Annotated in this window: 23 protein-coding genes; 10 read left to right on the forward strand and 13 right to left on the reverse strand. The window is 74.5% G+C overall.

What is annotated here, in order from left to right:
- Position 1 precedes the first annotated feature (1 nt).
- A complete protein-coding gene (locus ACFVFR_RS09400) occupies positions 2-1,180 on the reverse strand; it encodes a PQQ-dependent sugar dehydrogenase (RefSeq protein WP_383699151.1) in 1,179 nt (392 codons plus the stop codon).
- Positions 1,181-2,011: 831 nt separating this feature from the next.
- On the opposite strand from ACFVFR_RS09400, the gene pqqA reads away from it, so the two are divergent.
- From pqqA to ACFVFR_RS09430, 6 genes are all read left to right on the forward strand, one after another.
- A complete protein-coding gene (pqqA, locus tag ACFVFR_RS09405) occupies positions 2,012-2,173 on the forward strand; it encodes a pyrroloquinoline quinone precursor peptide PqqA (RefSeq protein ID WP_383699153.1) in 162 nt (53 codons plus the stop codon).
- An 8-nt stretch (positions 2,174-2,181) separates the two neighbouring features.
- Positions 2,182-3,174 carry a pyrroloquinoline quinone biosynthesis protein PqqB gene (pqqB, locus tag ACFVFR_RS09410; protein WP_383699155.1) on the forward strand — a complete coding sequence of 331 codons (993 nt, stop codon included), beginning with the start codon at positions 2,182-2,184 and terminating at the stop codon, positions 3,172-3,174.
- 161 nt (positions 3,175-3,335) lie between these two features.
- A complete protein-coding gene (gene pqqC / locus ACFVFR_RS09415; protein WP_383699394.1) occupies positions 3,336-4,055 on the forward strand; it encodes a pyrroloquinoline-quinone synthase PqqC in 720 nt (239 codons plus the stop codon).
- Between the two features lie 155 nt (positions 4,056-4,210).
- Positions 4,211-4,498, forward strand: coding sequence for a pyrroloquinoline quinone biosynthesis peptide chaperone PqqD (gene pqqD / locus ACFVFR_RS09420; protein WP_383699157.1), 288 nt, complete (start codon positions 4,211-4,213; stop codon positions 4,496-4,498).
- Entirely contained in the window at positions 4,486-5,667 is a 1,182-nt protein-coding gene (gene pqqE, locus ACFVFR_RS09425; protein ID WP_383699159.1) for a pyrroloquinoline quinone biosynthesis protein PqqE, read from the forward strand. The genes pqqD and pqqE overlap by 13 nt, the downstream gene beginning before the upstream one ends.
- Before the next feature lie 295 nt (positions 5,668-5,962).
- Positions 5,963-6,757: an SDR family oxidoreductase gene (locus ACFVFR_RS09430; RefSeq protein WP_383699161.1), complete on the forward strand. Its 795-nt coding sequence runs from the start codon at positions 5,963-5,965 to the stop codon at positions 6,755-6,757.
- 54 nt (positions 6,758-6,811) lie between these two features.
- Here the strand turns inward: ACFVFR_RS09430 and ACFVFR_RS09435 are convergent, their stop codons facing one another.
- Positions 6,812-9,655 carry a BTAD domain-containing putative transcriptional regulator gene (locus ACFVFR_RS09435; RefSeq protein ID WP_383699163.1) on the reverse strand — a complete coding sequence of 948 codons (2,844 nt, stop codon included), beginning with the start codon at positions 9,653-9,655 and terminating at the stop codon, positions 6,812-6,814.
- A 97-nt stretch (positions 9,656-9,752) separates the two neighbouring features.
- On the opposite strand from ACFVFR_RS09435, the gene ACFVFR_RS09440 reads away from it, so the two are divergent.
- Entirely contained in the window at positions 9,753-11,357 is a 1,605-nt protein-coding gene (locus ACFVFR_RS09440) for an MFS transporter (protein ID WP_383699165.1), read from the forward strand.
- 108 nt (positions 11,358-11,465) lie between these two features.
- Here ACFVFR_RS09440 and ACFVFR_RS09445 read toward each other — a convergent pair whose 3' ends face one another.
- Together ACFVFR_RS09445 and ACFVFR_RS09450 are read right to left on the reverse strand one after the other, a co-directional pair.
- Positions 11,466-12,116: a TetR/AcrR family transcriptional regulator gene (locus ACFVFR_RS09445; RefSeq protein WP_383699167.1), complete on the reverse strand. Its 651-nt coding sequence runs from the start codon at positions 12,114-12,116 to the stop codon at positions 11,466-11,468.
- 220 nt (positions 12,117-12,336) lie between these two features.
- Positions 12,337-13,665 (reverse strand): aspartate aminotransferase family protein, encoded by a 1,329-nt coding sequence (locus ACFVFR_RS09450; protein ID WP_383699169.1) that lies wholly within the window; start codon positions 13,663-13,665, stop codon positions 12,337-12,339.
- Positions 13,666-13,752: 87 nt separating this feature from the next.
- On the opposite strand from ACFVFR_RS09450, the gene ACFVFR_RS09455 reads away from it, so the two are divergent.
- A complete protein-coding gene (locus ACFVFR_RS09455) occupies positions 13,753-14,664 on the forward strand; it encodes a LysR family transcriptional regulator (RefSeq protein WP_383699171.1) in 912 nt (303 codons plus the stop codon).
- A gap of 93 nt (positions 14,665-14,757) precedes the next feature.
- On the opposite strand, the gene ACFVFR_RS09460 is transcribed toward ACFVFR_RS09455, so the two are convergent.
- A complete protein-coding gene (locus ACFVFR_RS09460) occupies positions 14,758-15,183 on the reverse strand; it encodes a MarR family winged helix-turn-helix transcriptional regulator (RefSeq protein ID WP_383699173.1) in 426 nt (141 codons plus the stop codon).
- A 142-nt stretch (positions 15,184-15,325) separates the two neighbouring features.
- On the opposite strand from ACFVFR_RS09460, the gene ACFVFR_RS09465 reads away from it, so the two are divergent.
- Entirely contained in the window at positions 15,326-16,216 is an 891-nt protein-coding gene (locus ACFVFR_RS09465) for an MBL fold metallo-hydrolase (protein WP_383699175.1), read from the forward strand.
- Positions 16,217-16,309: 93 nt separating this feature from the next.
- On the opposite strand, the gene ACFVFR_RS09470 is transcribed toward ACFVFR_RS09465, so the two are convergent.
- The 8 genes from ACFVFR_RS09470 to ACFVFR_RS09505 all read right to left on the reverse strand — a co-directional run bounded on the left by ACFVFR_RS09470 (position 16,310) and on the right by ACFVFR_RS09505 (position 24,674).
- Positions 16,310-17,155, reverse strand: a complete 846-nt coding sequence (locus ACFVFR_RS09470) for a calcium-binding protein (RefSeq protein ID WP_383699177.1) — start codon at positions 17,153-17,155, stop codon at positions 16,310-16,312.
- A 166-nt stretch (positions 17,156-17,321) separates the two neighbouring features.
- A complete protein-coding gene (locus ACFVFR_RS09475) occupies positions 17,322-17,693 on the reverse strand; it encodes a zinc ribbon domain-containing protein YjdM (protein ID WP_383699179.1) in 372 nt (123 codons plus the stop codon).
- Positions 17,694-17,845: 152 nt separating this feature from the next.
- On the reverse strand, positions 17,846-19,591 hold the full coding sequence (locus ACFVFR_RS09480) for an amidohydrolase (RefSeq protein ID WP_383699181.1): 1,746 nt from the start codon (positions 19,589-19,591) through the stop codon (positions 17,846-17,848).
- A gap of 64 nt (positions 19,592-19,655) precedes the next feature.
- Positions 19,656-20,633: an alpha/beta hydrolase gene (locus ACFVFR_RS09485; protein ID WP_383699183.1), complete on the reverse strand. Its 978-nt coding sequence runs from the start codon at positions 20,631-20,633 to the stop codon at positions 19,656-19,658.
- 48 nt (positions 20,634-20,681) lie between these two features.
- A complete protein-coding gene (locus tag ACFVFR_RS09490) occupies positions 20,682-21,752 on the reverse strand; it encodes a phosphotriesterase (RefSeq protein WP_383699185.1) in 1,071 nt (356 codons plus the stop codon).
- Positions 21,749-22,867 (reverse strand): phosphotriesterase, encoded by a 1,119-nt coding sequence (locus ACFVFR_RS09495; protein WP_383699187.1) that lies wholly within the window; start codon positions 22,865-22,867, stop codon positions 21,749-21,751. Before ACFVFR_RS09495 ends, ACFVFR_RS09490 begins: the two co-directional genes overlap by 4 nt.
- 334 nt (positions 22,868-23,201) lie before the next feature.
- Positions 23,202-23,876, reverse strand: a complete 675-nt coding sequence (locus ACFVFR_RS09500; protein WP_383699189.1) for a GntR family transcriptional regulator — start codon at positions 23,874-23,876, stop codon at positions 23,202-23,204.
- Positions 23,877-23,933: 57 nt separating this feature from the next.
- The gene (locus ACFVFR_RS09505; RefSeq protein WP_383699190.1) at positions 23,934-24,674 is read right to left on the reverse strand and encodes an alpha/beta fold hydrolase; all 741 of its coding nucleotides are present in this window, start codon (positions 24,672-24,674) and stop codon (positions 23,934-23,936) included.
- Positions 24,675-24,931: 257 nt separating this feature from the next.
- On the opposite strand from ACFVFR_RS09505, the gene ACFVFR_RS09510 reads away from it, so the two are divergent.
- Positions 24,932-26,368 (forward strand): fumarylacetoacetate hydrolase family protein, encoded by a 1,437-nt coding sequence (locus tag ACFVFR_RS09510; protein ID WP_383699192.1) that lies wholly within the window; start codon positions 24,932-24,934, stop codon positions 26,366-26,368.
- Positions 26,369-26,375: the final 7 nt, after the last annotated feature.

The raw sequence follows: 26,375 nt of genomic DNA on the forward strand, positions 1-26,375 counted from the left end.
GCTAGCGCAGGTCCACCTGGAAGACCTTGTCGGAGCCCGCGGGCTGACCGCCGCCGAGGTCCACGTTGGTCGTGGTCAGCCACAGCGCGTTCGCGCCGGGCACCTTCTCGACCGTGCGCAGCCGCCCGTAGTTGGTCGTGTAGTACGCCTGGGGGGTGCCGGTTCCGGTCCGGGTGACCGGAACGCGCCACAGCCGCTGGCCGCGCTGGGCCGCGAGGTAGAGCGCGCCGTCGGCGTAGGCGATGCCGCTCGGCGACGCCTCGCTGACCTTCCACTGCCGCTCGGGGTTGGTCATGCCCGGCGTCGTGCACTGGCCCTCGCAGGTCGGCCAGCCGTAGTTCTTGCCCGGCTTGATCAGGTTGAGCTCGTCGAAGGCGTTGTTGCCGAACTCCGCCTCCCACAGCCGCCCCTGCGCGTCCCACGTCAGGCCCTGCGGGTTGCGGTGGCCGATGGAGTAGACGAGGGACTCGTACGGGTTGCCCGGCGCGGGCTTGCCCTCCGGCGTCATCCGCAGGATCTTGCCGTTCAGGGACGTCTTGTCCTGGGCCAGTTGGGACTGGAAGGCGTCGCCGGTCGTCGCGTACAGGAACCCGTCGGGGCCGAACTGGATGCGGCCACCGTTGTGGTAGTTGAACTTCCTGATGCCGGTCACCAGCGGGGTGTAGTCGCTCAGCGTGGAACCGTCGTACGTCATCCGCACGATCCGGTTGTCGCCCTCGGCCGAGTGCATCAGGAAGATGTGGTGGTCCTTCTTCCAGTTCGGGGAGACGGCGATGCCGAGCAGCCCGCCCTCGCCCTTGGTGGTCACCACGTTGGGCACCGTGCCGACCTCCACGCGCTGGCCCGCCCGGGTCAGTTGGAAGACCTTGAACGTCTCCCGCTCGGTGAGCAGCGCGGACCCGTCCGGCAGCCAGCTGAGCCCCCACGGGATCGACCAGCCGTCGGAGACGGTGCGGATGGCGGACGGAACGGAGCGGCCGTGGTGGCCGCCGGGCAGCGCCTCGGCGCGGGAGTCGCCGGCGGCCCGCGTCGTCGGGGACGCGTCGCCCGGAAGCGGCGAGTGGCCGGAATCGGCCGCGGCGGTGGCGGTGAGCAGCCCTGCGGTCAGCGCCGTCGTGGCGGACAGCGCGAGCAGCGTGCGTCGGCGGGTGAGCCGGGATGAACGGGGGGCCCTGGCCATGGAACGTTCCTCCTAGAGGTGGGGAGTGCGTGCGCGGTGGCGGGGGCGGTGCGCTGCGATGCTGCTCCTGCGTGCGGCGCCGTCCAGGGCGAGGCGTGTGACCTGCCTCGACGTGGTGTGGCGGCGCGTCGTGCGGTGGCGCTGTGGAGCCGTTGGGGCGCCGTCACCGGGGGCCGGTCGGCGCTCGCCGTGACGGTGCCGGGGGTGCGAGAGAGCGGTTGTGGGAAATGTAAGGAAGCCTTCCCTACTCGTCAACAGCACTTGACTGGCGTCACACGGATCGCGATTCTGCAACGGGAGTCACGGTGGGCATCCGGCGTGAGATCCGGGCTCCCTGGGCAGAGTTGAACCCGACCAGCACCACGGTGACCGGACCGTTCGCATGCCGCGCGAGCCGGTGACACCACGCGAACGGCACCGGCCGAACCGTCTTCACGCACCGCCAACGGGGATCGTCCAGCAGGCACGCACGCGCGCACCGGGTACGTGAGTTGGCCCACACGAAGACGTGCGACGGGCCCGGTCTGGGCACGCACCACCCACACCCGCTCCACACGTGAGGGCGCGCGACAGGCTCCACCCGCGCGCCCCGGCCCCGGAACGGGCCGACCGCCCGAGCGCCGCGCACCGCCGTGGCGAGCGGGCGGAACGCGCCGCGACCCACGGCCGACCGTGGCTGAAGTGGGCCCCGACCGAGGGGTCGTGGCCCGAGGGGCCCCGGGGCCCACGGCTGACCCGCGCCACGGCGCGGACGGCGAGACGAGCGAGCACGGAGCGGGCGCGACACGCACGGCACACGCAGGCGACAGCGACGAAAGGCAGGTCAGGATCATGACCGAATCCATTCAGCAGGCGGTCGAGCGGCAGACGCGACCGGTGGACCCCGCGCTCGCGGCGAGCCCGGCCGAGGGCTCCGCCGGCTGGCAGACGCCTGACTTCACGGTCGTCGAGACCGCGCTCGAGGTCACCGCGTACGCGCTGAGCAAGCGCTAGCCCGCGCCGTGCTGCTGCGGGTACTTGGTACCGCGGCGGGCGGCGGCATACCGCAGTGGAACTGCGCGTGCCCCAGCTGCACCGGGGCACGCGCCCACCCCACGCGGCGCCGCCGTCACGCCTCGCTGGCCCTCCAGGTCGCACCGGACCGCTGGTACCTGGTGAACGCGACACCCGACATCGGAGACCAGATCGAGGACTGCCCACCGCTGCTGCCCAGACCCGGCACCCGGCGCACGCCGGTGGCCGGAATCGTGCTGACCGACGCCGAACTCGACCACACCCTGGGCATCGCCCGACTGCGCGAGGCCGACGGATTCGAGGTGCTGGCCACCGACGCCGTACGCGAGGCCCTGCTCACCCGGCTCCACCTCGGCGCCATCCTCGCCCCGTACGCCGACGTGCGCTGGCGCGCCCTCCCGCACCAGGGCACGCTCACCCTCAGCCCGGCCACCCGGGACGAGCCACCGGCCGGGACGGAGTCCGGTGACCAACCCCTGGTGGAGATCAGCGCCCTCCCCGTATCCGGCAAACGCCCGCGCTACGCGGCGTCCGACAGCGCGCCGAGCCCCGTCGACGAGGCCGGGAGCCCGGGCGGCGGGAGCGGCGAGCCCGACCAGGCGGGGTGGTCCAGCGCGCTGCGGATCACCGACCGCGTGAGCGGCGGCACCCTCGTCTACGCCCCGGCGATCGCCACCTGGTCGGCGGAGCTGGCCGGCGCGGTGGCCGAGGCGGACTGCGCGATCGTGGACGGGACGTTCTGGGACGACGACGAGCCGCTGCGTACCGGCATCGGACCCAAGACGGCCACCGGCATGGGACACCTGCCGATCGCCGGGCCCGGTGGCACGGCCGAGCGGCTGGCCGAGGCGCGCGCCCGCTGTCTGTACACCCACCTCAACAACACCAACCCCCTCGTGGACCCGGCCGCGCCGGAGCACCGCCAACTGGCCGAGTGGGGCATCGAGGTAGCCGCCGACGGGATGGTGATCGAGCTGTGAGCGATACCGCGCTGCGCACCGGGGGCGGGTCCCACGCCGCCCAGGAACCGCGAGCACACACCGGGCCCGGAGCCGACGACCGGGCGGCGCACGCCACCCCGGGCACCGGCGAGCACGCGCCAGCGGCCACCGCCCCGGCCGGGCACGCGGCGGCCGGGGCGCTGGACGCGGCGGCCTTCGAGGCCCGGCTACGGGCCGTGGCCCAGGGGCGCTACCACGACCGGCACCCCTTCAACACGCGCATGCACCAGGGCGAACTGACCCCCGACGAACTGCGCCGCTGGGTCCTGAACCGCTTCCACTACCAGCGCCACATCCCCGTCAAGGACGCCCTGGTGCTGGCGAAGCTGGAGACCCGCGAGCAGCGCCGGACCTGGCTGCGCCGTATCCAGGACCACGACGGCCGGGCCGAGGGCGAGGGCGGCATCGAGAACTGGCTGCGGCTGGGCGAGGCCGTGGGGCTCGACCGCGAACTGCTGCTCTCGGGCGAGGGCGTGCTGCCCGGCGTACGCCTGGCGGTGGAGGGCTACGTCAACTACTGCCGGCTGGGCTCGCCGTTGGAGGCGGTGGCCGCCTCGCTGACCGAACTCTCCGCGCCCGGCATCATGATCACCCGCATCGACGCCTTCGAGCGCCACTACCGGTGGATCGACCCGGCCGGCCTCACCTACTTCCGCAACCGCGAGCGCGAGGGGCGCCAGGACGGCCGGGAGGCCCTGGACCTCGTGCTGTCCTGGGGCACCAGCGCCGTCGACCAGGACCGGGCGGCGACCGCGCTCAACTTCAAGTGCGACGTGCTCTGGTCGCTCCTGGACGCGGTGGCGCACGCCGACTCGGCCGACCCCGTCGCCAACACCGACCGGGTGAGGTGGCGGCCGTGAGCGCGACCCCGCACACGAGCACCCCGGCGCGCGGGAGCCCACCACCCCGGGCCGCCGACCCGGGCCCGCCCACCGGGCGCCCCCCTACCACCCCACCAGGCGCCGCGGCCGGCCCGGGTGTCACCGCAGACCCGGGCACGCCGGCCGGTGGGGACGTGCCCGCTGGCACGGACCGAAGCGACCTCGACACGACGTGGCGGCCCACGCTCGCGCCCTCGATCATGCTGCGCCGGGACCGGGTGCGGCAGGCGGACCTGCTGGTGCTGCCCGAGCGGGTGGTGGTCCTTGGCGGCCGGGCGGCCGATGTCGTACGACTGTGTGACGGGCGGCGTGATGTCGCCCAGCTTGTCGAAGAGTTGGCGGACCGCTTTCCGGGCGCACCGGTGGCGGACGAGGTGCCCGCGTTCCTGGCGCGGCTGCGTGAACAGGGATGGCTGCGATGAGTGATGCGACGACCAGCGAGGTTCCCGCACGGCCCTGGGCCCTGCTCGCGGAGCTGAGCCACGGCTGCCCACTGCACTGCCCGTACTGCTCCAACCCGCTCGAACTCGTTCGCCGGTCAGCCGAGTTGACTACCCAGGACTGGTGTGACCTGATGCGGCAGGCCGGCGAGTTCGGGGTGGTGCACACCCATCTGTCGGGCGGCGAACCGCTGCTGCGCATGGACCTGGAGGACATCGTCGCCGCCGCCGACGGCGCCGGCATCTACACCCAGCTCGTCACCAGCGGCGTGGGTCTGACCGAGGAGCGGCTGAGCTCCCTGGTGGACGCCGGGCTGCGCAGCGTACAGCTCTCGGTCCAGCACGCCGACCCGGCCAGCTCCGACCGGATCGCCGGCCACCGGGCCTTCGCCGCCAAGGAGCGGGCGGCGGCGATGATCCGCGCGGCCGGACTGCCGCTGGGCGTCAACGTGGTGCTGCACCGCGACAACCTGGACGCGGTGGACGCGATCGTGGACCTCGCGGTGGCCTGGGACGCCGAACGGATCGAACTGGCCAACACGCAGTTCTACGGCTGGGCGCTGCGCAACCGGGAGGCGCTGCTGCCGAGCCGGGAACAGCTCGCGCGGGCCGGCGAGGCGATCGAGCGGCGCAGGGCGGAGCTGGCGGGCCGCATGGAGCTGGTGTGGGTGATGCCGGACTACTTCGACGGCGTGGCCAAGCCGTGCATGGGTGGGTGGGGCGCGGTCTCGCTGACGGTGGCCCCGGACGGGACGGTGCTGCCCTGCCCGGCCGCGTCGGTGCTGCCTGACCTGGACCCGCCCAACGTGCGGGATCGGCCGCTGGAATGGATCTGGGAGTCGTCCCCGGCGTTCACCCGGTACCGGGGTACGGCCTGGATGTCCGAGCCGTGCCGGACCTGCCCGAGCCGGGAGATCGACTTCGGCGGGTGCCGCTGCCAGGCGTTCGCGCTGACGGGTGACGCGGCGCGGACCGACCCCGCGTGCGCGCTCTCGCCGGACCACGCGCTGGTCCGCGCGGCGGCCGACGCGCCCGGCGCCCGCACCTCCCAGCCGGTCGCGCTCACGCTCGGCGCGCCGCCGGCCGCCGCCCCCGGGACGCCCCTGCCCTATGTCTACCGCACCCCGGCCGCCGGCCGCCGCACCTCCTGACCACGGCCCGCCCGCGCCGCGTCGTCCCGTGGCGCGCCTCGCGAGCGGGCCCGCCCCGCCGGCGAGGCCCTCCCCACGGGCCTCGCCGGCCACAACCCCGCTTCCCCGCCCGAGCGTTGGCGGGATCTCGCCCGTGGCGTACGCGTCAGGCGTACGCCACGGGTCGTACGCGGCCGACCCGCTCGCCGTCCGACGCGCTTCGCCCGGTGTACTCCGCCCGGTGTGCGCCCACCGGGCGGATGCTCGCGGGAACCGGGTTGCCGACGCCGGGGGTCCGGAGGCAGCATCTCCTTTCGTGCATCCCACCGAGGAGAACCAAGAATCCGCCACCGCCGGCCCCCGCCCGCTCGCGCTGGTCACCGGCGTGGGCCGGACCGTCGGCATCGGGGCGGGGGTCGCGCGCCAACTGGCCCGCGCGGGCTGGGACGTGGCCTTCACCTACTGGAGCCCCTACGACCAGCGCATGAGCTGGGGCGTCGAACCCGGGGCGCGTGAGGCGATCGAAGGGGAACTGGCCGCGAGCGGCGCGCGTACCGTGGCGATCGAGGCCGACCTGGCCGACCCGGAGACCCCCGCGCGCATCTTCCAGGCGGTGGAGGACCGGCTGGGAGACGGGGTCACGGCCCTGGTGATGTGCCACTGCGAGTCCGTCGACTCCGGCCTGCTCGACACCACCGTCGAGAGCTTCGACCGCCACTTCGCCGTCAACACGCGCGCCACCTGGCTGCTGATCCGCGAGTACGGCCTGCGCTTCGCCGGCGCGCACGGGACCGGTCGCGTCATCAGCCTCACCAGCGACCACACCGTCGGCAACCTTCCCTACGGCGCGAGCAAGGGCGCGCTGGACCGCGTCACCCTGGCCGCCGCCCGGGAGCTGGCCCACCTCGGTGTCACCGCCAACGCGATCAACCCCGGGCCGATCGACACGGGGTGGATGCCCGCCACGGTGCGGGACGCCTGCCTGAGCGAGACGCCGCTGGGCCGGCTCGGCACCCCGCAGGACACCGCCCACCTGGTGGAGTTCCTGTGCTCACCCCAGGGCCAGTGGGTCAACGGACAACTCCTGCACAGCAACGGCGGCCTGGCCTGAGCCAGGCCCGGCCCCAGCCCCCACCCCGACCCGGCGCTACCCGGCCCGGGCGGGTCAGGGGCGGGGGAGGAGGTCCAGTTCCGCTCGCGCGGTGACCGCGTCGCTGAGGTGCTCGCGCGAACGGGCCTTGGCCAGCGCCCGGTGCAGATGGCGGCGGGCGGCCTCCGCGTCGCCCCGCGCCCGCGCCACGCGCCCCAGGCCGATCTCGGCCCGGATCTCGCCGCGCGGGTAGGCCCGTTCGGCCGAGACGGCCCGCGCGCGCTCGTACAGCTCGCCCGCCCGTCGGGCGTGGCCGCCGGACAGCGCCGCCCGGCCGAGCCGGGTCAGCGCCTCGACCACCTCGGTCCACAGCCCGAGCTCCTCGGCCACCAGCAGCCCCTCCCGGTGCAGCCGCTCCGCGCGCGCGTGATCGCCCTCGCGCGCGGCCACCCGCGCCAGCGCGCGCGTGGCCCGAAGCTGCCCCCAACGGTCCCCGGCCTCGTGGAACAGCGCGGCCCCCAGCTCGGCGGCGGGCGCGCCCTGGGCCGGGGCGAGGCCGGCGAGTTCGACCAGTGCCGCCGCCTCGCCCCACCGGTCCCGGGCGGCCCGCGCGCCGGCCAGGCTCGCCTCCACCAGGCGGCGCCCCGCGCGGGGCTGGCCGTGCGTGGCCAGTCCCGTGCCGACGAACCACCGCAACCGGGCGCGCAGCACCGGATCGGCGACATCGCCGGCCGGGTCCGGGCCCGCGTCCGCCCACTCGGGTGCCGCGCCGGCCGACGCCGTCCGCAGCTCGATCCCGGCCAGCCAGGCCCGTGCCGTCGCGCGGGCGGCCCGGCCCCCGTCACCGGAGGTGGCCAGCGCCGCCTGGAGCGATCTGCGGGCCTCCGTCAGCCGCCCGCGCAGGTACCAGAACCACGCCATCGCGTTGACCAGCCGCAGTGCGTGCCCGGCGTCGTCCCCGGCGACGGCCAGGTCCAGGGCGCGGCGCAGGTTGACCGTCTGCGCGTCCAGTCGCTCCAGGCAACGCCGCTGGTCGGGGCCGCGGAGCCGGGTGTCCTCGCGCTCGGCCAGCTCGACGTGACAGCGGACGAAGCGCGCCTGGACGGCGGCCGTCTCGCCCGCTTCGGCGAGCCGCTGCGCGCCGTAGGCGGCCACCGATTCGAGCAGCCGGAACCGGTCGGCCTCCCGGGCCACCAGCGAGCGGTCCACCAGCCGGGCCAGCAGGTCGGGTACCCGGTCGGCGCTGAGCTCCGTGTCCGCGCAGACGGCCTCGGCGGTGGGCAGCGTGCAGCCGTCGGCGTGCACGGCCAGCCGCCGCAACACGGCCCGCTCGTCGGCGGAGAGCAACTGCCAGCTCCAGTCGAGCATGCTCCGCAACGTTCGCTGCCGGGCGGGCAGCCCGCGCGCCCGCACCTCGGGCGGGGGGAACCGGTGGTGCAGGCAGGCGGCGAGCTCGTGGGGGCTCAGCGTCCGCAGCCGGGAGGCCACGAGTTCCAGCGCGAGCGGAATGCCGTCCAGGCGGCGGCAGATGAGGGCGACGGCCTGGGCGTTGTCCGCGTCCAGGGCGAAGCCCGGCGCCGCCGCCGAGGCCCGCTCGACGAACAGCTGGACCGCGCTGGAGCGGGCGACGGCCGCCGGGTCGGCGTCCTCCGGCAGCGCCAGCGGCGGCACCGGGTGCACCACCTCGCCGGGAATGCCCAGCGCCTCCTGGCTGGTGACCAGCAGATGCCCGCCGGGCACGGTGGCGAGCACGGCTCCCGCCAGCGTGGCGACCGGTTCGACCAGGTGCTCGCAGTTGTCCAGCACGATCAGCAGCCGCTTGCCGGCCACCGCCCGGCACAGCCACCCCACCAGGTCGTCCAGGTCGGGCTCGCTGGCGGCGGTGTCGCACAGGCCCAGCGTGGTGATGACCCGTTCGGCGATGTCGTCCGGGGTGGCGGTGGTGCTCAGGCCCGCCAGTTCGACCAGCCACACGCCGGCGGTGAACCGTTCCGCCGTGTCGCGCGCCGCCGCGATCGCCAGCCGTGTCTTGCCCACGCCGCCCAGCCCGACCAGCGTGACCAGCCGGGCGCCGGCCCCCTCGCTCCACCGGGCGCGTACCCGCTCCACCGCCTCCCGCCGGCCGATCAGCGCGGTCAGCGGCGCGGGCAGGTTGGTGCGGCAGGACGGGGAGGTGACGGTCGGCGGCGCCAGGTGCGCCTCCTGGCGCAGGATCGCCTCGTGCAGCGCGCGGGCCTCGGGCCCGGGCGAGACCCCCAGCTCCTCGGCCAGGTGACGCCGCAGCTCCTCGAAGCCGCGCAGCGCGTCGCCCTGTCGCCCGGCGCGGTACAGCGCGCGCATGTGGGCCATGCGCAGCCGCTCGCGCAGCGGATGCCGGGCCACCAGGTCACCCAGCTCGCCGGCGAGCGCCGCGTGCTCGCCCAGCGTCAGCCGCACCTCGGCCTGGTCCTCGACGACCGTCAGCCGCAGCTCCTCCAGCCGGTCGATCTCCCCCCGCGCGAACAGCGACCCGGCGACGTCGGCGTAGGCCGGGCCCCGCCACAGGGCCAGCGCGTCGGCGAACAGCCCGCCGCGCACCGCCGGCTCCCGGCGGGCCCGCGCGCGGTCGGCCAACTCCTGGAAGCGCAGCGCGTCCAGGGCGTCGTCCTCCAGCAGCAGCCGGTAGCCGGCGGGCTCGCGGACCACCCGTTCCCGGCCCAGCACGCGCCGCAGCTGGGAGACCTTGGTCTGCAACGTGTTGGCCGACCCGCCCGGCGGGCTGTCCGGCCACAGGTCCTCGATGAGCCGGTCCGCCGGGACCGGGCCGCCCCCGTGGACCAGCAGGTTCGCCAGCAGCGCGCGCACCTTCACCTCGGGCACCCTGACCGGCCGCCCCTCGGCGTCCCAGACGGTCAGCGGCCCGAGCACCCCGTAGCGCATGGTTCCGCAGTCTAGCTCCGGACCACCGTCAGGAAACCGTGCGTGCCGCCCCGCACAGTGGCCGCGCCCACCCACACCCGACCCGCGGGGAATCGCCATGAGCACACCGACCGTACGCAGCGCCGGCCCCCGGGAGTGGGGTGGGTTGGCTGTTCTCGCCCTGCCCACCGTGTTGCTCGGCCTGGACGTGACCGTGCTCTACCTGGCCCTGCCCTCCCTGGCCGAGGATCTGCGCCCCAGCGGCACCCAGGAACTGTGGATCATGGACGCGTACGGTTTTCTGATCGCCGGCTTCCTCATCACCATGGGCACGCTGGGCGACCGGATCGGCCGGCGTCGGCTGCTGATGATCGGGGCCGCCGCCTTCGGCGCGGTCTCGGTACTGGCCGCCTACTCCGACAGCGCGGGCACGCTCATCGCCGCCCGCGCCGCGCTGGGCATCGCCGGCGCCACGCTGATGCCGTCCACCCTGGCCCTGATCAGCAACATGTTCGCCGACCAGCGCCAGCGCTCGCTGGCGATCGGGATCTGGGCCACCAGCTTCGCGCTGGGCATGGCTCTGGGGCCGGTGGTCGGCGGGGCGCTGCTGGCCCGGTTCTGGTGGGGTTCGGCCTTCCTGCTCGCCGTTCCGGTCGCCCTCGTGCTGCTGGTGGCCGCGCCCCTGCTGATCCCCGAGTACCGGGCGCCCCGGGCTGGCCGGTTCGACCTGCTCAGTGTCGGGTTGTCGCTGGTCGCGATCCTGCCGTTGGTCTACGCGGTCAAGCGGGTCGCCGACGACGGTCTGCGGGCTCCCACGGTCCTGGCGGCGGTGGTCGGCCTGGTCTTCGCGACGCTCTTCGTCCGCCGCCAGGGCACCCTGGCCAGTCCGCTGTTGGACGTGCGGCTGTTCACCGACCGTACGTTCAGCGCCGCGCTGAGCGTCCTGTTGCTCGGGCTGGTCGGCGTCGGTGGCGCGATGCTGCTGATCACCCAGCAGCTCCAGTTCGTGGCGGACCTGCCGCCCGTCGAGGCGGGCCTGTGGATGGGGCCGCCCGCGCTGATGATGTTCCTGGCCGCGATCGGGGCGCCGCTGCTCGCCCGCCGGGTGCCGCCGGGCATGGTGGTGGCCGGCACGCTGGCCCTGTCCACCGTGGGCTATCTGCTGCTGGCCCGGGTGGACGCCACGGGCGGCACCACCCCGATCGTGATCGGCTTCGGGCTGGTCTACCTCGGGCTCGGGGCGATCGCCTCGTTGGGGACGGACCTGGTGGTGGGCGCCGCGCCGCCGGAGAAGGCGGGCTCGGCCTCGGCGCTCTCGGAGACCGTGCAGGAACTGGGCCTGGCGCTCGGTGTGGCCACCCTGGGCAGCCTGGCCACCGCCGTCTACCGCGACCGCGTCGCCGACACGATCCCGGCCACCGCGCCGGCCGAGGCGGCCCGAGCGGCGGGCGACAGCCTGGCCGGCGCGACCTCGTCGGCGGACCGGTTGCCCGCCGGCTGGCTCGACCAGGCCAAGGAGGCGGCCACCGCCGGGTTGAACGTCGCGATGCTGGTCGCCTCGGCGAGCACGCTGGTCCTCGCACTCCTGTCCGCCGTCGTGCTGCGGCACGTCGGCACCATCGGCGGCGCGCGGGAGGAGGCTGAGGAGCCCGTCCCGGCGGGCGAGCGCGCCCCCAGCGCCCCGGCGCCGGGCGGCGAACGCGCCGGCACACCGCCGCGCTGACGGCCCCGCCTTCGCGCGCGCCGTCCGTCCGCCAGTCGTGTCGCCGCGGTGTCGCCGTCGTGTTCCGGTCCGGGCGGGCCCGCTCGCCCGCTCGGCCGGGGCGGGTGGTCAGCTCGCCAGCAGGTGGTCCAGTTCGGCCGCGAAGAGCTGGGCCGGGTCGAAGTCCATGCCGGCGAAGTGGCCCGCGAGTTCCAGCGAGACGATGCCGTGCAGCCGGGTCCAGAAGAACAGGGCACGGCGTAGCGCCTCGGTCGGGGCGGGGTGGTCGCCGGCCCATCGGCGGTGATCCGCGAGGTGTTCCTCGAACGGCGTCGTCGGCCCGCCGGTGGGGAGGGCGGCGCAGGCGTCGAGCATGAGCGTCATCATCTCGACGGTGATCGCGGTGGTGTCGGCGGGCGCCTGGTAGCCGGGCACGGGCGTGCCGTACACCAGGAAGTACCGCTGCGGGTCGGCCAGCGCCCACCTGCGCAGGGCGTGCGCCAGCGCGGCGAGGTCGGGGCCGGCCGCCGAGGCCGCGCGGATGGCGTCGGCCAGGTCGCGGTACGCGTCCCGGATCAGGGCGGTGATCAGGTCGTCACGGCTGGCGAAGTACCGGTAGAGCGCGGGGCCGCTCATGCCCATGTGCTTGGCGATCGCGTTGAGGGAGAGCGCGGAGGCTCCGGTCGTGGCGATCTGCTCCCATGCGCGCTCCTTGATCTCCGTGCGCACCTGGGCGCGGTAGCGTTCGCGCGGGGTCGTCGTCGCGTGGGTCTTCGCCATGTCCTGCCGCCCTCCCGGTCCTGCCGTGCCACCAGCTCACGTTCCGGTGCGAAGCCGTCGCGACGCTCGCGCGGGGCTTCGACCTCGAAGAAGCTACCGCCCCCGCGATCAAGAGGGGTAGCCCGCCGGGGGGCGCGCGGGGGATCGCGACACAGGCGCGTGAGGGGGCCTCACCGGCCCCGGCGGGGCCGGTGAGGTGGCGTCGGGTGGCGCGGCGGGTTCAGAGTGTGGCGCCGGCGGCGCTGATCGACTCGTCCAGGATCGACAGGCCGAGCGCGAGTTCGTCCTCGGTCACGGTCAGCGGCGGGGCGATGCGCAGCACGCCGCCCATGCCCGGGAGCTGGACGATGTTGGTGTGCAGACCGAGTGCGAGACAGCGCCGGGTGACCCGGGCGCCCAGCTCGCTCGAACTCTCCTTGGTCGCCCGGTCCGCGACGAGTTCGACGCCGGCCAGCAGACCCCGGCCGCGGACGTCCCCCACCACCGGATGCCGCTCGGCGATCTCCTCCAGGCCCCGGCGCAGCAGCGCGCCCAGCCGTCGCGCGCGCTCGTCGAGCCCGTCGCGGAGCAGGACGTCGAGCACGGTGTTGCCGACGGCGGCCACCAGCGGGTCGGAGACGTGGGTGGTGAAGAACAGGAACCCGCGCTCGTACGCCTCCTGCTCGATCTCCGCACTGGTGACCACCGCGGCGAGCGGGAGCCCGGCGCCGAGCGTCTTGGACAGGGTGAGGATGTCGGGAACGATGCCGTCGCGCTCGAAGGCGTACCAGGTCCCGGTGCGGCACAGGCCGGTCTGGGCCTCGTCGAGGATCAGGAGCATGCCGCGCTCCCGGCACTTCTCGCGCAGGGCCGCGAAGTAGCCGACGGGCGGCTCGATGATGCCGCCCGAGCTGAGGATCGGCTCGACCAGGCACGCGGCCAGGCTGCCCGTCGACTGGGCGTCGATCAGGTCGAAGGCCAGGTCCAGTTGGCGCCGCCAGTCCAGCGAGCCGTCGGGCGCGGTGATGTCGGGCCGGTAGGCGTTCGGCGCGGGGATGGCGAAGTTGCCGGGCGCGCTCGGGCCGTAGCCGCGACGGCCCGCGCTGTAGGTGGCGGAGGCGGCGGCCTGCGTCATGCCGTGCCACGAGCGCGCGAACGAGACGATCTCGTGCTTGCCGGTGACCAGCTTCGCCATCCGCACCGCGGCCTCGTTCGACTCCGCGCCGGTGGTCAGCAACAGCACCTTCTCCAGCGGCGCGGGCAGCGTGTCGGCCAGGCGGCGGGCGAGGTCGACCACGGGGCGGCTGAGCATGCCGCTGTAGAGGTGGTCCAGGCCGGCGACCTGGCGCTGGACGGTCGCGACGATCTCCGGGTGCGAGTGGCCGAGGATCGCGCTCATCTGGCCCGAGGTGAAGTCGAGGATCTTCCGCCCGTCCGCGGCCCACAGGAAGCTCCCGGCGGCGCGGTCGATGATCTCACGGGTGAACTCGCCGCCGTAGCGCACGAGGTGTCGCTGCGCGTCGGACCAGAAGGTCTCGGTGGAGGAGGGCGCGGTGATCGAGGCAGTCATGCGTTCGACGGTAGGTTCGCGCCCGGTGGGGCGTCCATCTCACCCTTCCGTCTGTCCTGTTCGGCGAAACCGCACAACAATGGGGGCGTGCTGAACCCCTGGCGGCTGCGGCTGCTGAGCCAGTTGGACGCGCTGGGCACCGTCAGAGCGGTCGCCCAGGCCGCCAACCTGAGCCCGTCGAGCGTGTCCCAGCAACTGGCCGTGTTGGAGGCGGAGACGCGCACGCGCCTCCTGGAGCGCACCGGCCGGCGCGTGCGGCTGACGCCGGCCGGGCAGATCCTCGCGCGGCGGGCGCGGGCGATCATCGACCACATGGGCACCGTCGAGGCGGAGCTGCGCGGCTTCGGTGACGAGCCGGCCGGGCTGGTGCGCCTAGGGGCGTTCCAGAGCGCGATCCACACCATGGCCGTGCCGGCGGTGACCAGGCTGGCGCGGGCGTACCCGCATCTGGACGTGGAGCTGCTGCAACTGGAGCCGCACGAGAGCATGCCCGCGCTGCGTGGTGGCGACGCGGACCTCATTATCACCACCACGGACTTCGACGAACTCCCGCTCGGCCCCGACCTGGACCTGGTCCCGCTGGGCGCGGACCCGATCCTGTTGGTGGTGCCGCCCGGCCATCCCGCCACCGCGCGGGCCACGGCGGACCTGGCGGCCTACGCGGACGAGTCGTGGGCGTTCGACATGCCGCAGTCCTACATGGCCAACCTCGCGCTGCGACTGTGCCGTCAGGCTCGCTTCGAGCCACGGGTGAGGTGCCGGTTCGGCAACTACATGATGACCCTCCAGCACGTCGAGGCCGGGCTGTCGATCGCGCTGCTGCCCGGCCTGGCCGTCGAGCACAGTCGCTATCGCGTGGCCAGCCGGCAGCTCACCACCCCCGTCACGCGCACCATCACGGCGGCCATCCGCCGTGGCTCGCCGCCGCGTGCGGCCGTCCGCGTCGTACTGGACACCCTGCGTCACCCCCAGACCCCGCTGTCCCCCCACGCCACCTGAGCCACGGGTTCCGCCCGCCGAGGCCGGGACCGGGGGGCCGCCGACCGGGCGGGGCCGGCGGCGCCCCCACGCCAGCGGCGGGTGGTGGTCGGCTCAGGAGTGGAGGGTGGCTCGCGCCAGGAGGTGGTGCAGGGTGCCCTGCTCTTCCTGGGTCAGACCGGCGAGCGGGGAGCCCTCGCCCAGCAGCCCGAGGAGCCGCTGGCGCAGCGTGGCGCCCTGTGCGGTGAGGACCAACCGCTTGGCCCGGCGGTCGGTCGGGTGGGGATGGCGCTCGATCAGCGACCGCTTCTCCAGCTTGTCCACGACGAAGGTGGCGTTGGAGGGCTCGCAGCTCATCCGCTCGGCGAGCTCCCGCATGGTCATCGGTCCGGTCAGCTCGCGCAGCGCCGTGGCCTGGGGCGCGGTCAGACCCAGGGTGGCGGCCCGCTGTCGGACGTGCTCCGCGATCTGCTGGGCCATGCCGTTGATCAGTCCGCACAGCTCCCGCTCGGCGACGGCCTGCGCGTCCGGGTTCGTCATGCGCCCCAGCCTAGCAAGAGCGACCAGATTGAATATTGCAAGCTTGCATGGTTCAAGCTTGATGCATACGGTTGCCTGAGTCGCCGCCGGTCGGGAACCCGTGGTGACGGACCCTGTCGTGCGCGGAGAGGAACGAGTACCCATGAGCACCACCGCATCGCACCAACCCGAGCGGCTGCGCCGACCCGCGCGGCTGCGCTCGCTCGGGCTCGGCGAGACCAAGGTGACCCACGTCCCGGACGGGGCGGTGCAACTCGCCCCGCGCGGCTGGCTCCCGGAGACCACCGAGGAGGTGTGGGCCGCGCATCCGGGATACCTGGACGACGCCGGCTACCTGGTGGCCGGCATCGGCGCCCTGCTGGTGGAGCACGGCGACCGCGCGCTGCTGATCGACTCCGGGTTCGGCCCGTACTCCCTGCCCGCCCGCGAGGACGCCCCGCTCGGCCGCACCCACGGCGGTGCCCTGCTGGAGAACCTGGCCGGTCTCGGCCATCGCCCCGCCGACATCGAGGCGGTGGCCTTCACCCATCTGCACATCGACCACCTCGGCTGGGCCGCGCACCGCGCGTCGGAGGGCGAGCGCCCCGCCTTCACCGGCGCCGACTACCTGGTGGCCGAGCCCGAGTGGTCCCAGCGTCACCTGCTGGCGGCCCACGGCACCCCCGCCGAGACGCTGGCCGCGCTGGAGCCGCAGGTGGTGACGGTGGCCGACGGGCAGGAGATCTTCCCCGGCGTCCGGGTCCGCTATCTGCTGGGGCACACGCCCGGCCACACCGCCTACGTCATCACCGGCGGCGGGCGGCGGCTGATCGCCTTCGGCGACGCGATGCACTCGCCGATCCAGGTCAGCCACCCGGAGTGGGCCGCGTGGTCCGACCATGACGCGGAGCGGGCGGTCGACTTCCGCCGCCGACTGGTCGCCGAACTCCAGGAGCCCGACACGATCGGCTTCGGCGTGCACTTCGCCGACGTGCCCTTCGGGCGCGTCCACTCCGGTGTCGACGGTCCCACCTGGCGGCCCGTCGACGCGTGAGTGCCGGCGCGGACCCACCGGGCCTCTCACACCCGCCGGCCGCCGGGCCACCCCCGCCGGACGGTCGGCGCGCGGGGGCGACCGGAGTGGAGGTCAGTCCTGGTGGAGTTGGTTGCGGCCGGCGCCGCCGGAGAGCTTGTCCGTGCCGGGGCCGCCCCACAGCACGTCGTCGCCGCTGTTGCCCCACAGCGTGTCGTCGCCCGCCTCGCCGTACAGCGTGTCGTCGTCCCGGCCGCCGAACAGGACGTCGTCGCCGCCCCCGCCGCGCAGGACGTCGTCGCCGTCGTCACCGTGCAGGGTGTTGTCCTCGGCGGTGCCGACCAGGGTGTCGTTCCCGGGACCGCCGAAGCAGTCCTGCCCGCAGCGGGTGAGGGTGTCGTTGCCCGGCCCGCCGTAGGAGCCGAAGCCGAACGGGCCGCCGCCCCCCTCCAGTCGGTCGTTCCCCTCCTCGCCGTGCAGCATCGCCGACGCCGACGCCTTGATCACGTCGTTGCCCGCACCGCCGTGGACCCCGGCCCAGGCGTGGCTGTCGGCCGCGAGGGTGGCGGTGTCGTCCTGGTCGCCGAGATCGATGTCGTAGCTGTCCGAGTCATCCGAGTTCAGCGGGATCTCCACCGCGCAGCGCACCGTGGTGCGATCGCCCGGCGTGGGGTACGCGCACTCGTCCCACTCCGCCGCGCTGGCGTCGATGGTGATGTCGTACTGGTCGTGGAAGGTGAGGACGTAGTACGACGCGAACTCGTCGCGCTCCTCGATCTTCTCACCGACCGTCAGCTTGTTCCGCTGGCCGGGGGCGGCCTTGTACCAGAGCTCGCCGTCCTGGTGGACGACGGTGGCCGTGGCGTTCGAGGCCGCCTGGGCGGTCGGCGCCGCGAGGACGGCCGTGCCCAGGGTGAGGGCGAGGGAGGCGGTGGCGGCGATGGTGCGGTAGGTGCGCATACGGAAGTGGCCCTTCGGGACGTCGGTGCGCCGTGGTGCTCGTGGTCTTCCGGTTAGACCAGGGGTCCCGGGGTCGAGTTGTGCCGGCGATCATGAACAACGAAGGGCCGGGTGGTGGTCGGGATGTGGACGGATGCGGGCGGGGCGTGGGGCGCGCCGCCGGCGATCAGACCTTCTTGACCACGCTGGACCTGAGCTTCATGGCGCCGAAGCCGTCGATGCGGCAGTCGATGTCGTGGCCGTCGACGGCGTCCACGAGGCGGATGCCGCGCACCTTGGTGCCGGCCTTGATGCCGGCCGGGCTGCCCTTGACCTTCAGGCTCCTGACCACGGTCACGGTGTCGCCGTCGGCGAGCACGTTGCCGACCGCGTCCCGGACCACGCCGTCACCGCCGTCGCCGTCACCGCTGTCGCCGTCGGCACTCGCCTCGGTCGCGGGTGACCACTCGTGCCCGCATTCGGGGCAGACCAGCAGTGCGCCCATCGCGTAGGTGTGGGGGCTGGAGCAGGTGGGGCACGGGAGCAGGTTTTCCGTCACGGCGGAAGTGTATGTCACTTGTCGAATTGCAAAGATTCGCAACTACTGCCGGTGGAGTGGAGGGCTCGCGCCGCCCGCCGTGCGCCCGCCGTGCTCCCGGCGCGGCCCGCCCGTGGACGAGCCGCGCCGGGGGCGCGGCCGGGTACGCGCCGCTACCGGCCGCCCTGCCCGGCCGTGACCTCGCGCTCGTCGCGCCCCTCGCGCGCGCGGTCGAAGACGACGCGGCCGTCGAAGACGGTGAGGTCGATGGGCAGGTCGGGGATGTCGTGCGGGTCGGTGGCGCGCAGATCGCCGCCCAGGACGCACAGGTCGGCGACCTTGCCCGGCTCGATGGCGCCCTTCCACCCCTCGGCGAAGTCCTGTCGGGCGGGGTTGACGGTGTACGCGCGCAGCGCGGTCTCCAACGAGACGCGCTGGTCGGGGCCGCTGACCCGGCCGGTGGCCTTGGACTCGCGCAGCAGCATGGCGGCCACGCCCTGTCGCCAGTTGGGTTGGGTGATCGGGGCGTCGGAGCCGACGCACACGGCGATGCCCGCCTCGGCGGCGGAGCGTACCGGCCACTGGTAGTCCGACCGCTGTCGGCCGACGACGTCGTCCATCAGGTCCGCGATGGTCCACTTGATGGCGGGGTTCATGTTCACGCCGTAGCCGTGCTCGGCCAGCTTCGCCAGGCTGCGCGGCGAGGCGAAGTCGCCGTGGATGATGTAGTGCCGGGCGTCGGGGCGGGGGTGGGCCCGCTGGGCGTCGGCGAACGCGTCGACCACGGCGTCGATGGCCCGGTCGCCGGTGACGTGCACGCCCAGTTGGTGTCCGGCCGTGTGCGCCACCCGGATCATCTCGGCCAGTTCGGCCTGTTGGAGACCCGCGTCGGCGCCGTGCACGCACAGCGCTCCGTGACCGCCGGCGGGGTACGGGTCGTGCATCCACGCGGTCTCGTTCGGCGGCACCCCGTCGGCGAAGACCTTGACGCCGATGACGGCGAGCCGGCGCTCGTCCACGTCCTTCGGCACCTCCAGCCCGCGCAGCCCGGCGCGCACGTCGGCCGCCGAACCACCCATGGGCGCGGGCAGCAGCAGGACGCGTACCCGGGAGTCCAGTTGGCCGGCGCGGGCCAGTTCGACGTAGGCGTGCAGCGTGCCCACGTCCAGGCCGCCGCCCAGGATCTCGGCGCCCCCCGGACCGAGCCCCGGCTCCGTGTAGCTGGTGATGCCCTGGGCGTGCAGCGCCGTGACGGCCCGGCGGATCGCCTCCTTGCGCTGGGCCACGGTCGCGGGTGGCACCAGCGCCTGCACGAGGGCCTGGGCCGTCTCCTTGAGGATGCCGGTGGGCTCTCCCGTGGCGTCGGTCTCGATCACCCCGCCCGAGGGGGACTCGGTGCCCCGGGTGATGCCGGCGCGTTCGAGCGCCGTGGAGTTGACCCAGACCATGTGGCCGGAGAAGTCGGTCAGGCAGACCGGGTGGTGCGGCGCGGCGGCGTCCAGGTCGGCGCGTGTCGGGCGGCGGGCGGTGTCGGCCAGGCACTCCGCCAGGTAGCCGAGGTCCCAGCCGAGCCCGGTGATCCACTCCCCGCGCGGGGTGTCGGCCGCCGCCGCGCGCACGGCGTCGGCGATGTCGGCGATCGACTCCACGGCCGGGTGGCCGATGTCCAGCGCGAACGGCGGCCGGGTCAACGCCCAGGCGGCGCCGTGCAGATGGGAGTCGTTGATCCCGGGCAGGACGGTGCGACCGGCCAGGTCGATCACCTGGGTGTCGGGCCCGGCCAGCGCCGCGACCTCCGTCGCGCCGCCCACGGCCAGGACGCGGCCGGCCCGGACGGCGACCGCCTCGGCGACGGTGAACGCGGCGTCGACGGTCAACACGTCGCCGCCGGTCAGGATGAGGTCCGCTGTCTGCGACATGGACGACCTTTCTGGCTGGTGAGGGGGAGGGAGCGGGGCGGCGGGCGGGGCCCGGCGCGGGCGTTCAGAGGGCGAGCACGCGACGCAGCCAGGAACGGCGCGCGGCCAGCGCCGCCCGCGTCACCTCGTGCCCGGGGGCGAAGACGTCGAAGCCGTGGAAGGCGCCCTGCCAGATGTGCAGCTCCGCCTGTCCGCCGGCCGCCCAGATACGGGAGGCGTACGCCACGTCCTCGTCGCGGAAGAGTTCGGCGCTGCCGGCCTCGACGAACGCGGGGGGCAGGCCCGACAGGTCGCCCGCCCGGGTCGGGGCGGCGTAGGGCGACAGGTCCGCCGTGGGGTCGCCCGCCCGGTCGCCGAGCAGGGCCCGCCAGGCGAGGAGGTTCATCGGGCGCCGCCAGGTGCCGCTGTGCTCGTACTGGTGGCTGGAGAGCGTGGTGTTGGTGTCGTCGAGCATCGGGCACAGCAGCAGTTGGCCGGCCAGCGCCGGCCCCCGGCGGTCGCGGGCCAGCAGCGCGACGCCGGCCGCCAGGCCGCCCCCGGCGCTGCCGCCCATGACGACGACGCGGTCGGGGTCCACGCCCAGCTCCGTGGCGTGGTCCACCAGCCACGTCAGGCCCGCGTAGCAGTCCTCCACCGGCGCCGGGTCGGGGTGTTCGGGGGCCAGCCGGTACTCGACGCTGACGGCGAGCACCCCGAGCTCCTCGACCAGGTCGGCCAGGCGGGGGACGTCGTGGTGGCGGTGGCCGCTGATCATGCCGCCGCCGTGCATGTTGTACAGGCCCGGCACCGGCCCCGGCACGCCGCGCGGGCGCAACACGGTCACCCGCAGGTCCGGCCCGCCGGCGGGGCCGGGAACCGTGCGCTCCTCGGCGTCGATCTCCCGACCGGCCACGACGTCGGCGACCGGCGGCGCGGGGATGGCCGAGGCGGCCTCGCGCACCGCCGGGACGCCGGCCGACGCGGGGTCGGGGCCCGCGTCCTCGGGCATGGCGTCGAGCACCGCGCTCAGGGTGGGGTCGAAGGGGACGGGGACGACGCGCATGGTGCTCCCTCGGGGCGGGTTCGGGGCTGGTCGGGGGTGCGGGGAGGCTCAGCCGGGCGCGGCGAAGGCGAGGGCGCGCGCGGGGTTGTCCACCATGATCGTGCGCACCGCCTCCGGGCTTACGCCGAGGCGGCGCAGGGCGGGCAGGAAGTGCCGGGGGATGTAGTCGTACCCCTGGCCGCCGTACCGCTTGAGCTGGATCTTCTGGCACACGTCGTGGCCGAGCAGGATCTGGTGGGCGTAGCCTCGCTCGATCAGCTCCGCCACGCCTCGGGCGATCTTGTGGTCGCTGGTGAGGACGAGGTGGCCCCAGGGGCTGCCGGGCGAGGCGAGGAAGTCGAACTCGACGAAGACGCCGCGCGCCAGCAGCCGGTGGGCGAAGTCCGGGTCGGCGAGCACCTCCATGGCGTGCCCCAGGACGACGTTGTGCGCGGGGACGCCCTCCTCCTCCAGGATGTCGAGCACCCGGAACTTGTCCTGGCCGACCCCGCCGACGTGGAAGGTGACCGGGGCGCCCGTCACCCGGCTCGCCCGCCCGCTGGCGCGGACGCTCTTGAGTTCGTTGTCGGTCAACGGCACGGTCTCCGCGCCGACCTCGCCGATGACGCCCGAGCGGATGCCGGTGTCGCCCACGCCCACGGCGACGTCGCGCACGATGACGTCGGCCAGCGCGTCGACGTCGCGCTCGGCCATGTCCGCCGGGTGGAAGGTGGGGGTGTACCAGCCGCCGCCCATGACGATGTTCAGCCCGCTGGCCCGCGAGAGCCGCAGCAGCGACTCGGGCGCCCGGCCCAGGCCCTCGGGGGAGACCTCGACCATGGTGCGTCCCCCGTGGCGGGCGAAGGCCAGCACCTCGGTGAGCATCTCGTCGAAGTCGTCCAGTACGTCGTTGTCGGCGTTCGGGGCGCCGTGCCGGGTGCGGGCCAACGTGGCCAGCGTCAGCGGCTCGGCCGCCTCGGGGGCGTCCTCGCCGGGGCGCCGGAAGCCGGCCGGTCGGCGCAGGTCGACGAAGAGGTGCTCGTGCATGAGGGTCTGGCCGAGCGTGGCCGGGTCCACCGGCCCGGCCACGGTCAGGGCCTGACCGGTGAGGTCGGGGATCTCGAAGGGGTAGCGGCTCACGGCGTCGTCCTCCGGTTCGCGAGGGTGAGCAGACGGCCGGGGTTGTGGAGGGTCAGCGAGGCGACGAGGGAGTCGTCGGCGCCGATCATCCGCAGGTAGGGGACGAACTGCTGGAGCACGAAGCCGTAGCCGCCCCCGCCGTAGGCGAGCAACTGCGCCCGGGTGCTGACGTCCTGGGAGAGCAGCAGGCGCCCGGCGTGGCCACGGCGGGCGAGTTCGACCACGGCCGTGGCCACGTCCTGGTCGTCGCTGACGCCGTGCGCCGACGGCAGCCGGCCGAGCTGGTCGAACAGGACGAACACCCCGCGTTCCAGGAGAGGTTCGAGCTCGTCGGGGCGGGGCGCGAGCGCGTCGCAGTGCCCGACGGCGACCCGGGTCAGGTCCGCGCCCTGTTCGCCGAGCAGATCGAGTACGCGCTGCTGGGTGGCGTCCTCGGGGGAGCGGCTGAGCGAGATGGCGGCGCCGGTGGCCGCCGCCGCGCGGCCCGCGGCGACCAGCAGGGCGCGCTCGGCGGGCTGATCCGGGTCGAGCGCGGCGAGATGTCCGATCAGGCCCGCCCGTACGCCGTCCACGCCCTCGGTGAGGTCGCGGACGATCTCCTCGGTCAGCTCCTCGGCGGTGGGGTCGGCCCACTCGGTGGGCCAGGCGGGGTGGTGGCGGCCCGCGCCCATGACGATGTGCAGGCCGCTGGCCTCGGCGATCCGGCGCAGCGCGGCCGGGCGGCGACCGGGGCCGACCGGCGTGGCGTCCACCAGGGTGGCGCCCCCGGCGCGGCGCAGGGCCGTGGCCTCGGCGATGGCCAACTCCTCGTCCCCGAGCAGCCAGTTGTCCCGGTTGGGGGCGCCGGTGCCGATCTCGCCGAGGAGGTCCATGGTCAGGGGCGCGCGGTAGAACCGGAGCGCGTCGGCGGTGGCGGGCAGCTCGCGCCCCGTCGCCGCCCAGGAGGCCGCCGTGTCGCTCGGCGGGGCGAAGTCGCTCAGCAGGTGTTCGTGGGGGAGGACCACGCCGAGCGCGTCCGGCGCGATCTCGCCGGTGACGGTGACGACGGTCCCCCCGGCGGGCTGCGCTGAGCGCGCCGCGCTGACCGCGCCCGCGGTCGGGTCGGTGGTGGACATGCGGCTCAATCTAACAGGCGAGATACCGCATCGTATACGATTACGCGCCCCCGAAATCCGCGAGTTCGCGCCCGATACCGCCGCCCGCCCGACGACGTCGCGGCCCCGACCCCGCCGGCCGCCCCGTGTCTCACCGCCCGACCCCGCCGCCCCCTGCCGCGTCGAGCACCCCGCCGCCGCCCCGTCCCGCCGTATCGAGCCCCCACCGCCGCCCACGCCCCGCCCGTCGGGAGCGCGAGCCGCCCGCTCCGGCCGCCCCCGACCGGGGCCCGCCCGTACGTCACCGCCCGTGTCGGTCACCGTGGGGCGCGGTGACCGACACGGGCGGGGCGGGTCAGGGGGCGGGCTTGGCCTGCCGTAGCGCGTCCGCCGTGGCGATCTTGTGGGCGCAGGCGACCTGCTCGATCTCGTGGGCCGGCGCGCCCGTCTCGATCAGCTCCAGCAGCCGCTCGTGCTCGGCGACCGAGCGGCGGGCCCGCCCGGGGACGTAGCTGAACGTCGAGCGGCGCATGTGGTCGAGGCGCGCCCACTCCGCCTCCAGGAGCGCGACCAGGTGCGTGTCCGGGCAGTGTTCGTAGAGGGAGAAGTGGAACTCCCGGTTGAGGGCGGTGAAGGACGTCGGGTCGAAGTCCTCCAGGGCCCGCGTCATCCGGGCGTTGACCTGGCGCGAGCGTGCGACGTGCCGTGCCGTCATGTGGGGCGCGCAGATCGCGCTCGCGTACCCCTCCAGCCGGGCCAGCACCTGGAGCGAGTGCTCCACCTGCGTGGCGTCGAAGACCGCCACCCGCGCGCCGATGTTGCGGACGACCTCGACCAGCCCGTCCGACTGCAACCTGCGCAGGGCCTCGCGCAACGGGATCGTGCTGACCCCGGTCTCCCGGGCGAGCTGGCTCAGCACCAGCCGGTAGCCGGGGCCGTAGGTCCCGTCCAGGATGCGCGAGCGCAGCAGGTCGTAGCTGAGCTCGGCCTTGGACCCCTTGGCGCGGGTCTGCTTGTCCGTGGTACTCATCGGTCTTCCCCTACCCCAGGCCGGCCGCGTCGCGACCCCGGCTGTCTCCTCGTGCGCTCACCCTGCGAGTGTTTCCAGGACTGTACGGCGGAACGCGCCCTCCGCGAGAACCTCGTGGTGCTCGCCGGGGACCTGGGTCAGCGCCGACCCGGCGACCAGGTCGACGAGTCGCTCGATGCCGCGCGTCATGAAGTCGTCCTTGCCCACGACGAACAGGGGCGGGGTGCTCGCCGGCCAGGCGTGCGGCACGAAGGGAGTGCTCCGCAGCCCCTCGACGCACCGGGCCAGGCCCGGCGCCCGGTCCCCGTGGGCGCGCACCATGCCGGCGATCACCGCGGTGAAGGGGTCGGCGGGCTCGGTGCCGTCGGCGACCGCGCGGTGCAGCGCCGCCACGTCCACCGCCTCGAAGGGCTCGGCGGGGCTGAGCCCGCCCAGGACGGCCCGCCGCAGCCGGCCGGGCGCCGCCGCGGGCAGCTCCCAGGCGAGTCGGGCGCCCAGCGAGTAGCCGACGACGTCAAAGTTCCGCGCGCCCGCCTCGTCCACCACGGTGACCAGGTCGGCGACCAGTGCCGGCGCGGTGACCTGGTCGGCCGTCAGCGGTGTCGGGCTCTGCCCGTGTCCGCGCAGGTCGGGGACGATCACCAGCCGGCCGGCGGCCGTCAGGGCCGGGGCGATGCCCGTGTCCACCCAGTCCCGCTGGCCGTCGGAGCCGAAGCCGTGCACGAGCAGGACGGGGGGCCCGCCGGCGGCTTGGGCGGGGGCGAACGTACGGACAGTCAGACCAGTTCGACTCTGCATCGGTCGCACATCCTCACATCGAGTGTCATCGGCGCGTGGCGATCCGCTCACCCCGGCCGGCCCGGCCGGTGGGAAAGGAGCGCCTTCCCCACCATGCCATGCATGATATCGTATACGATTACTGCGTCGCGACGCTGGCCGACCCGTACCCGGGACGGACGCCGCCGCTCGCGCCCCACCCCGCCACGCCTGCGCGGGACAGGCGCCGCACCTCCTCACCACAGCGCCTGACGCCGCTCACGCACAGGAGAACTCCCATGCCGCACCCGCTGGGAACCCAGCCGTCGAAGATCATCGCCGTCCACCTCAACTACCCCTGCCGGGCCAGGGAGCGCGGACGCGTCCCCGACCAGCCGTCGTACTTCCTCAAGCCCCCCTCGTCGCTGGCCGGCACCGACGACGCCCTGGTCCGCCCCAGCGGCTGCGAGCTGATGTCCTTCGAGGGTGAGATCGCCCTGGTCATCGGCCGCCGCGCGCACCGCGTCACCCCCGAACAGGGGTGGAGCCACGTCGCCTGGGTGACGGCGGCCAACGACGCCGGTGCCTACGACCTGCGCTACGCCGACCGGGGCTCCAACCTGCGCTCCAAGGGCGCCGACGGCTTCACCCCGATCGGCCCCCGGCTGCTGGATGCCACCGGGCTCGACCCCGCCGCGCTGCGGCTGCGCACCTGGGTGGGTGGCGAACTCGTCCAGGACGCCGACACCGCCACCCTGCTCTTCCCCTTCGGCACCCTGATCGCCGACCTCTCGCGGCTGGTCACCCTGGAGCCCGGCGACGTGATCCTGACCGGCACCCCGGCCGGCGCCTCGGTCGTCTCACCCGGCGACACCGTCGAGGTGGAGGTCAGCGCGCCGGACCAGCTGATGTCCACCGGCCGGCTGCGCAACACGGTCACCGAGGCCGAGCACACCCTGGCCGACTGGGGCGCCATGCCGCGCGTGAGCGCCGCGCTGCGGGCCGACGCCTGGGGCCCGGCCCACGCGCCGGAGCCCGCCCTGGACGAGGCCACCGCCCGGGCGCTGCGCGGCCTGGCCACCGCCACCCTCAGCTCCCAGCTGCGCAAGCGCGGCCTCCAGCACATGACCATCGACGGCGTACGCCCCACCCGCCCGGGCGACAAGCTCGTCGGTGTCGCGCACACCCTGCGTTACCTGCCGTTGCGCGAGGACCTGTTCCAGCGGTACGGCAACGGCATGAACGCCCAGAAGCGGGCCGTCGAGGAACTGCGCCCCGGCCAGGTGCTGGTCATGGACGCCCGCCGCGACCCCACCTCCGGCACCATCGGCGACATCCTGGCGCTGCGGGCCCAGATGCGCGGCGCGGCCGGCATCGTCACCGACGGCGGCCTGCGGGACAGCGCCGCGGTGGCCGACCTGGACCTTCCGACGTACTACGCCGCCGAACACCCCGCCGTCCTGGGCCGCCGCCACGTCCCCTGGGACACCGGCGTGCCCGTCGCCTGCGGCGGGGCGCTCGTGCAACCCGGCGACATCCTGGTCGGCGACGCCGACGGGGTCGTCGTCGTCCCGCCCGACCTGGCCGCCTCGCTCATCGTCGACAGCACCGAGCAGGAGGCGCAGGAGCGCTTCATCGCCGAGCGGGTCGCCGCCGGCGAGGCGATCGAGGGCCTCTACCCGCTGGGCCCCGCCTGGCGGGACACCTACCAGCGGTGGCTCGCCACCCAGGCATGACGCAGCC

It is taken from the genome of Streptomyces sp. NPDC057702 (genome assembly GCF_042799315.1).
GTDB lineage: Bacteria > Actinomycetota > Actinomycetes > Streptomycetales > Streptomycetaceae > Streptomyces.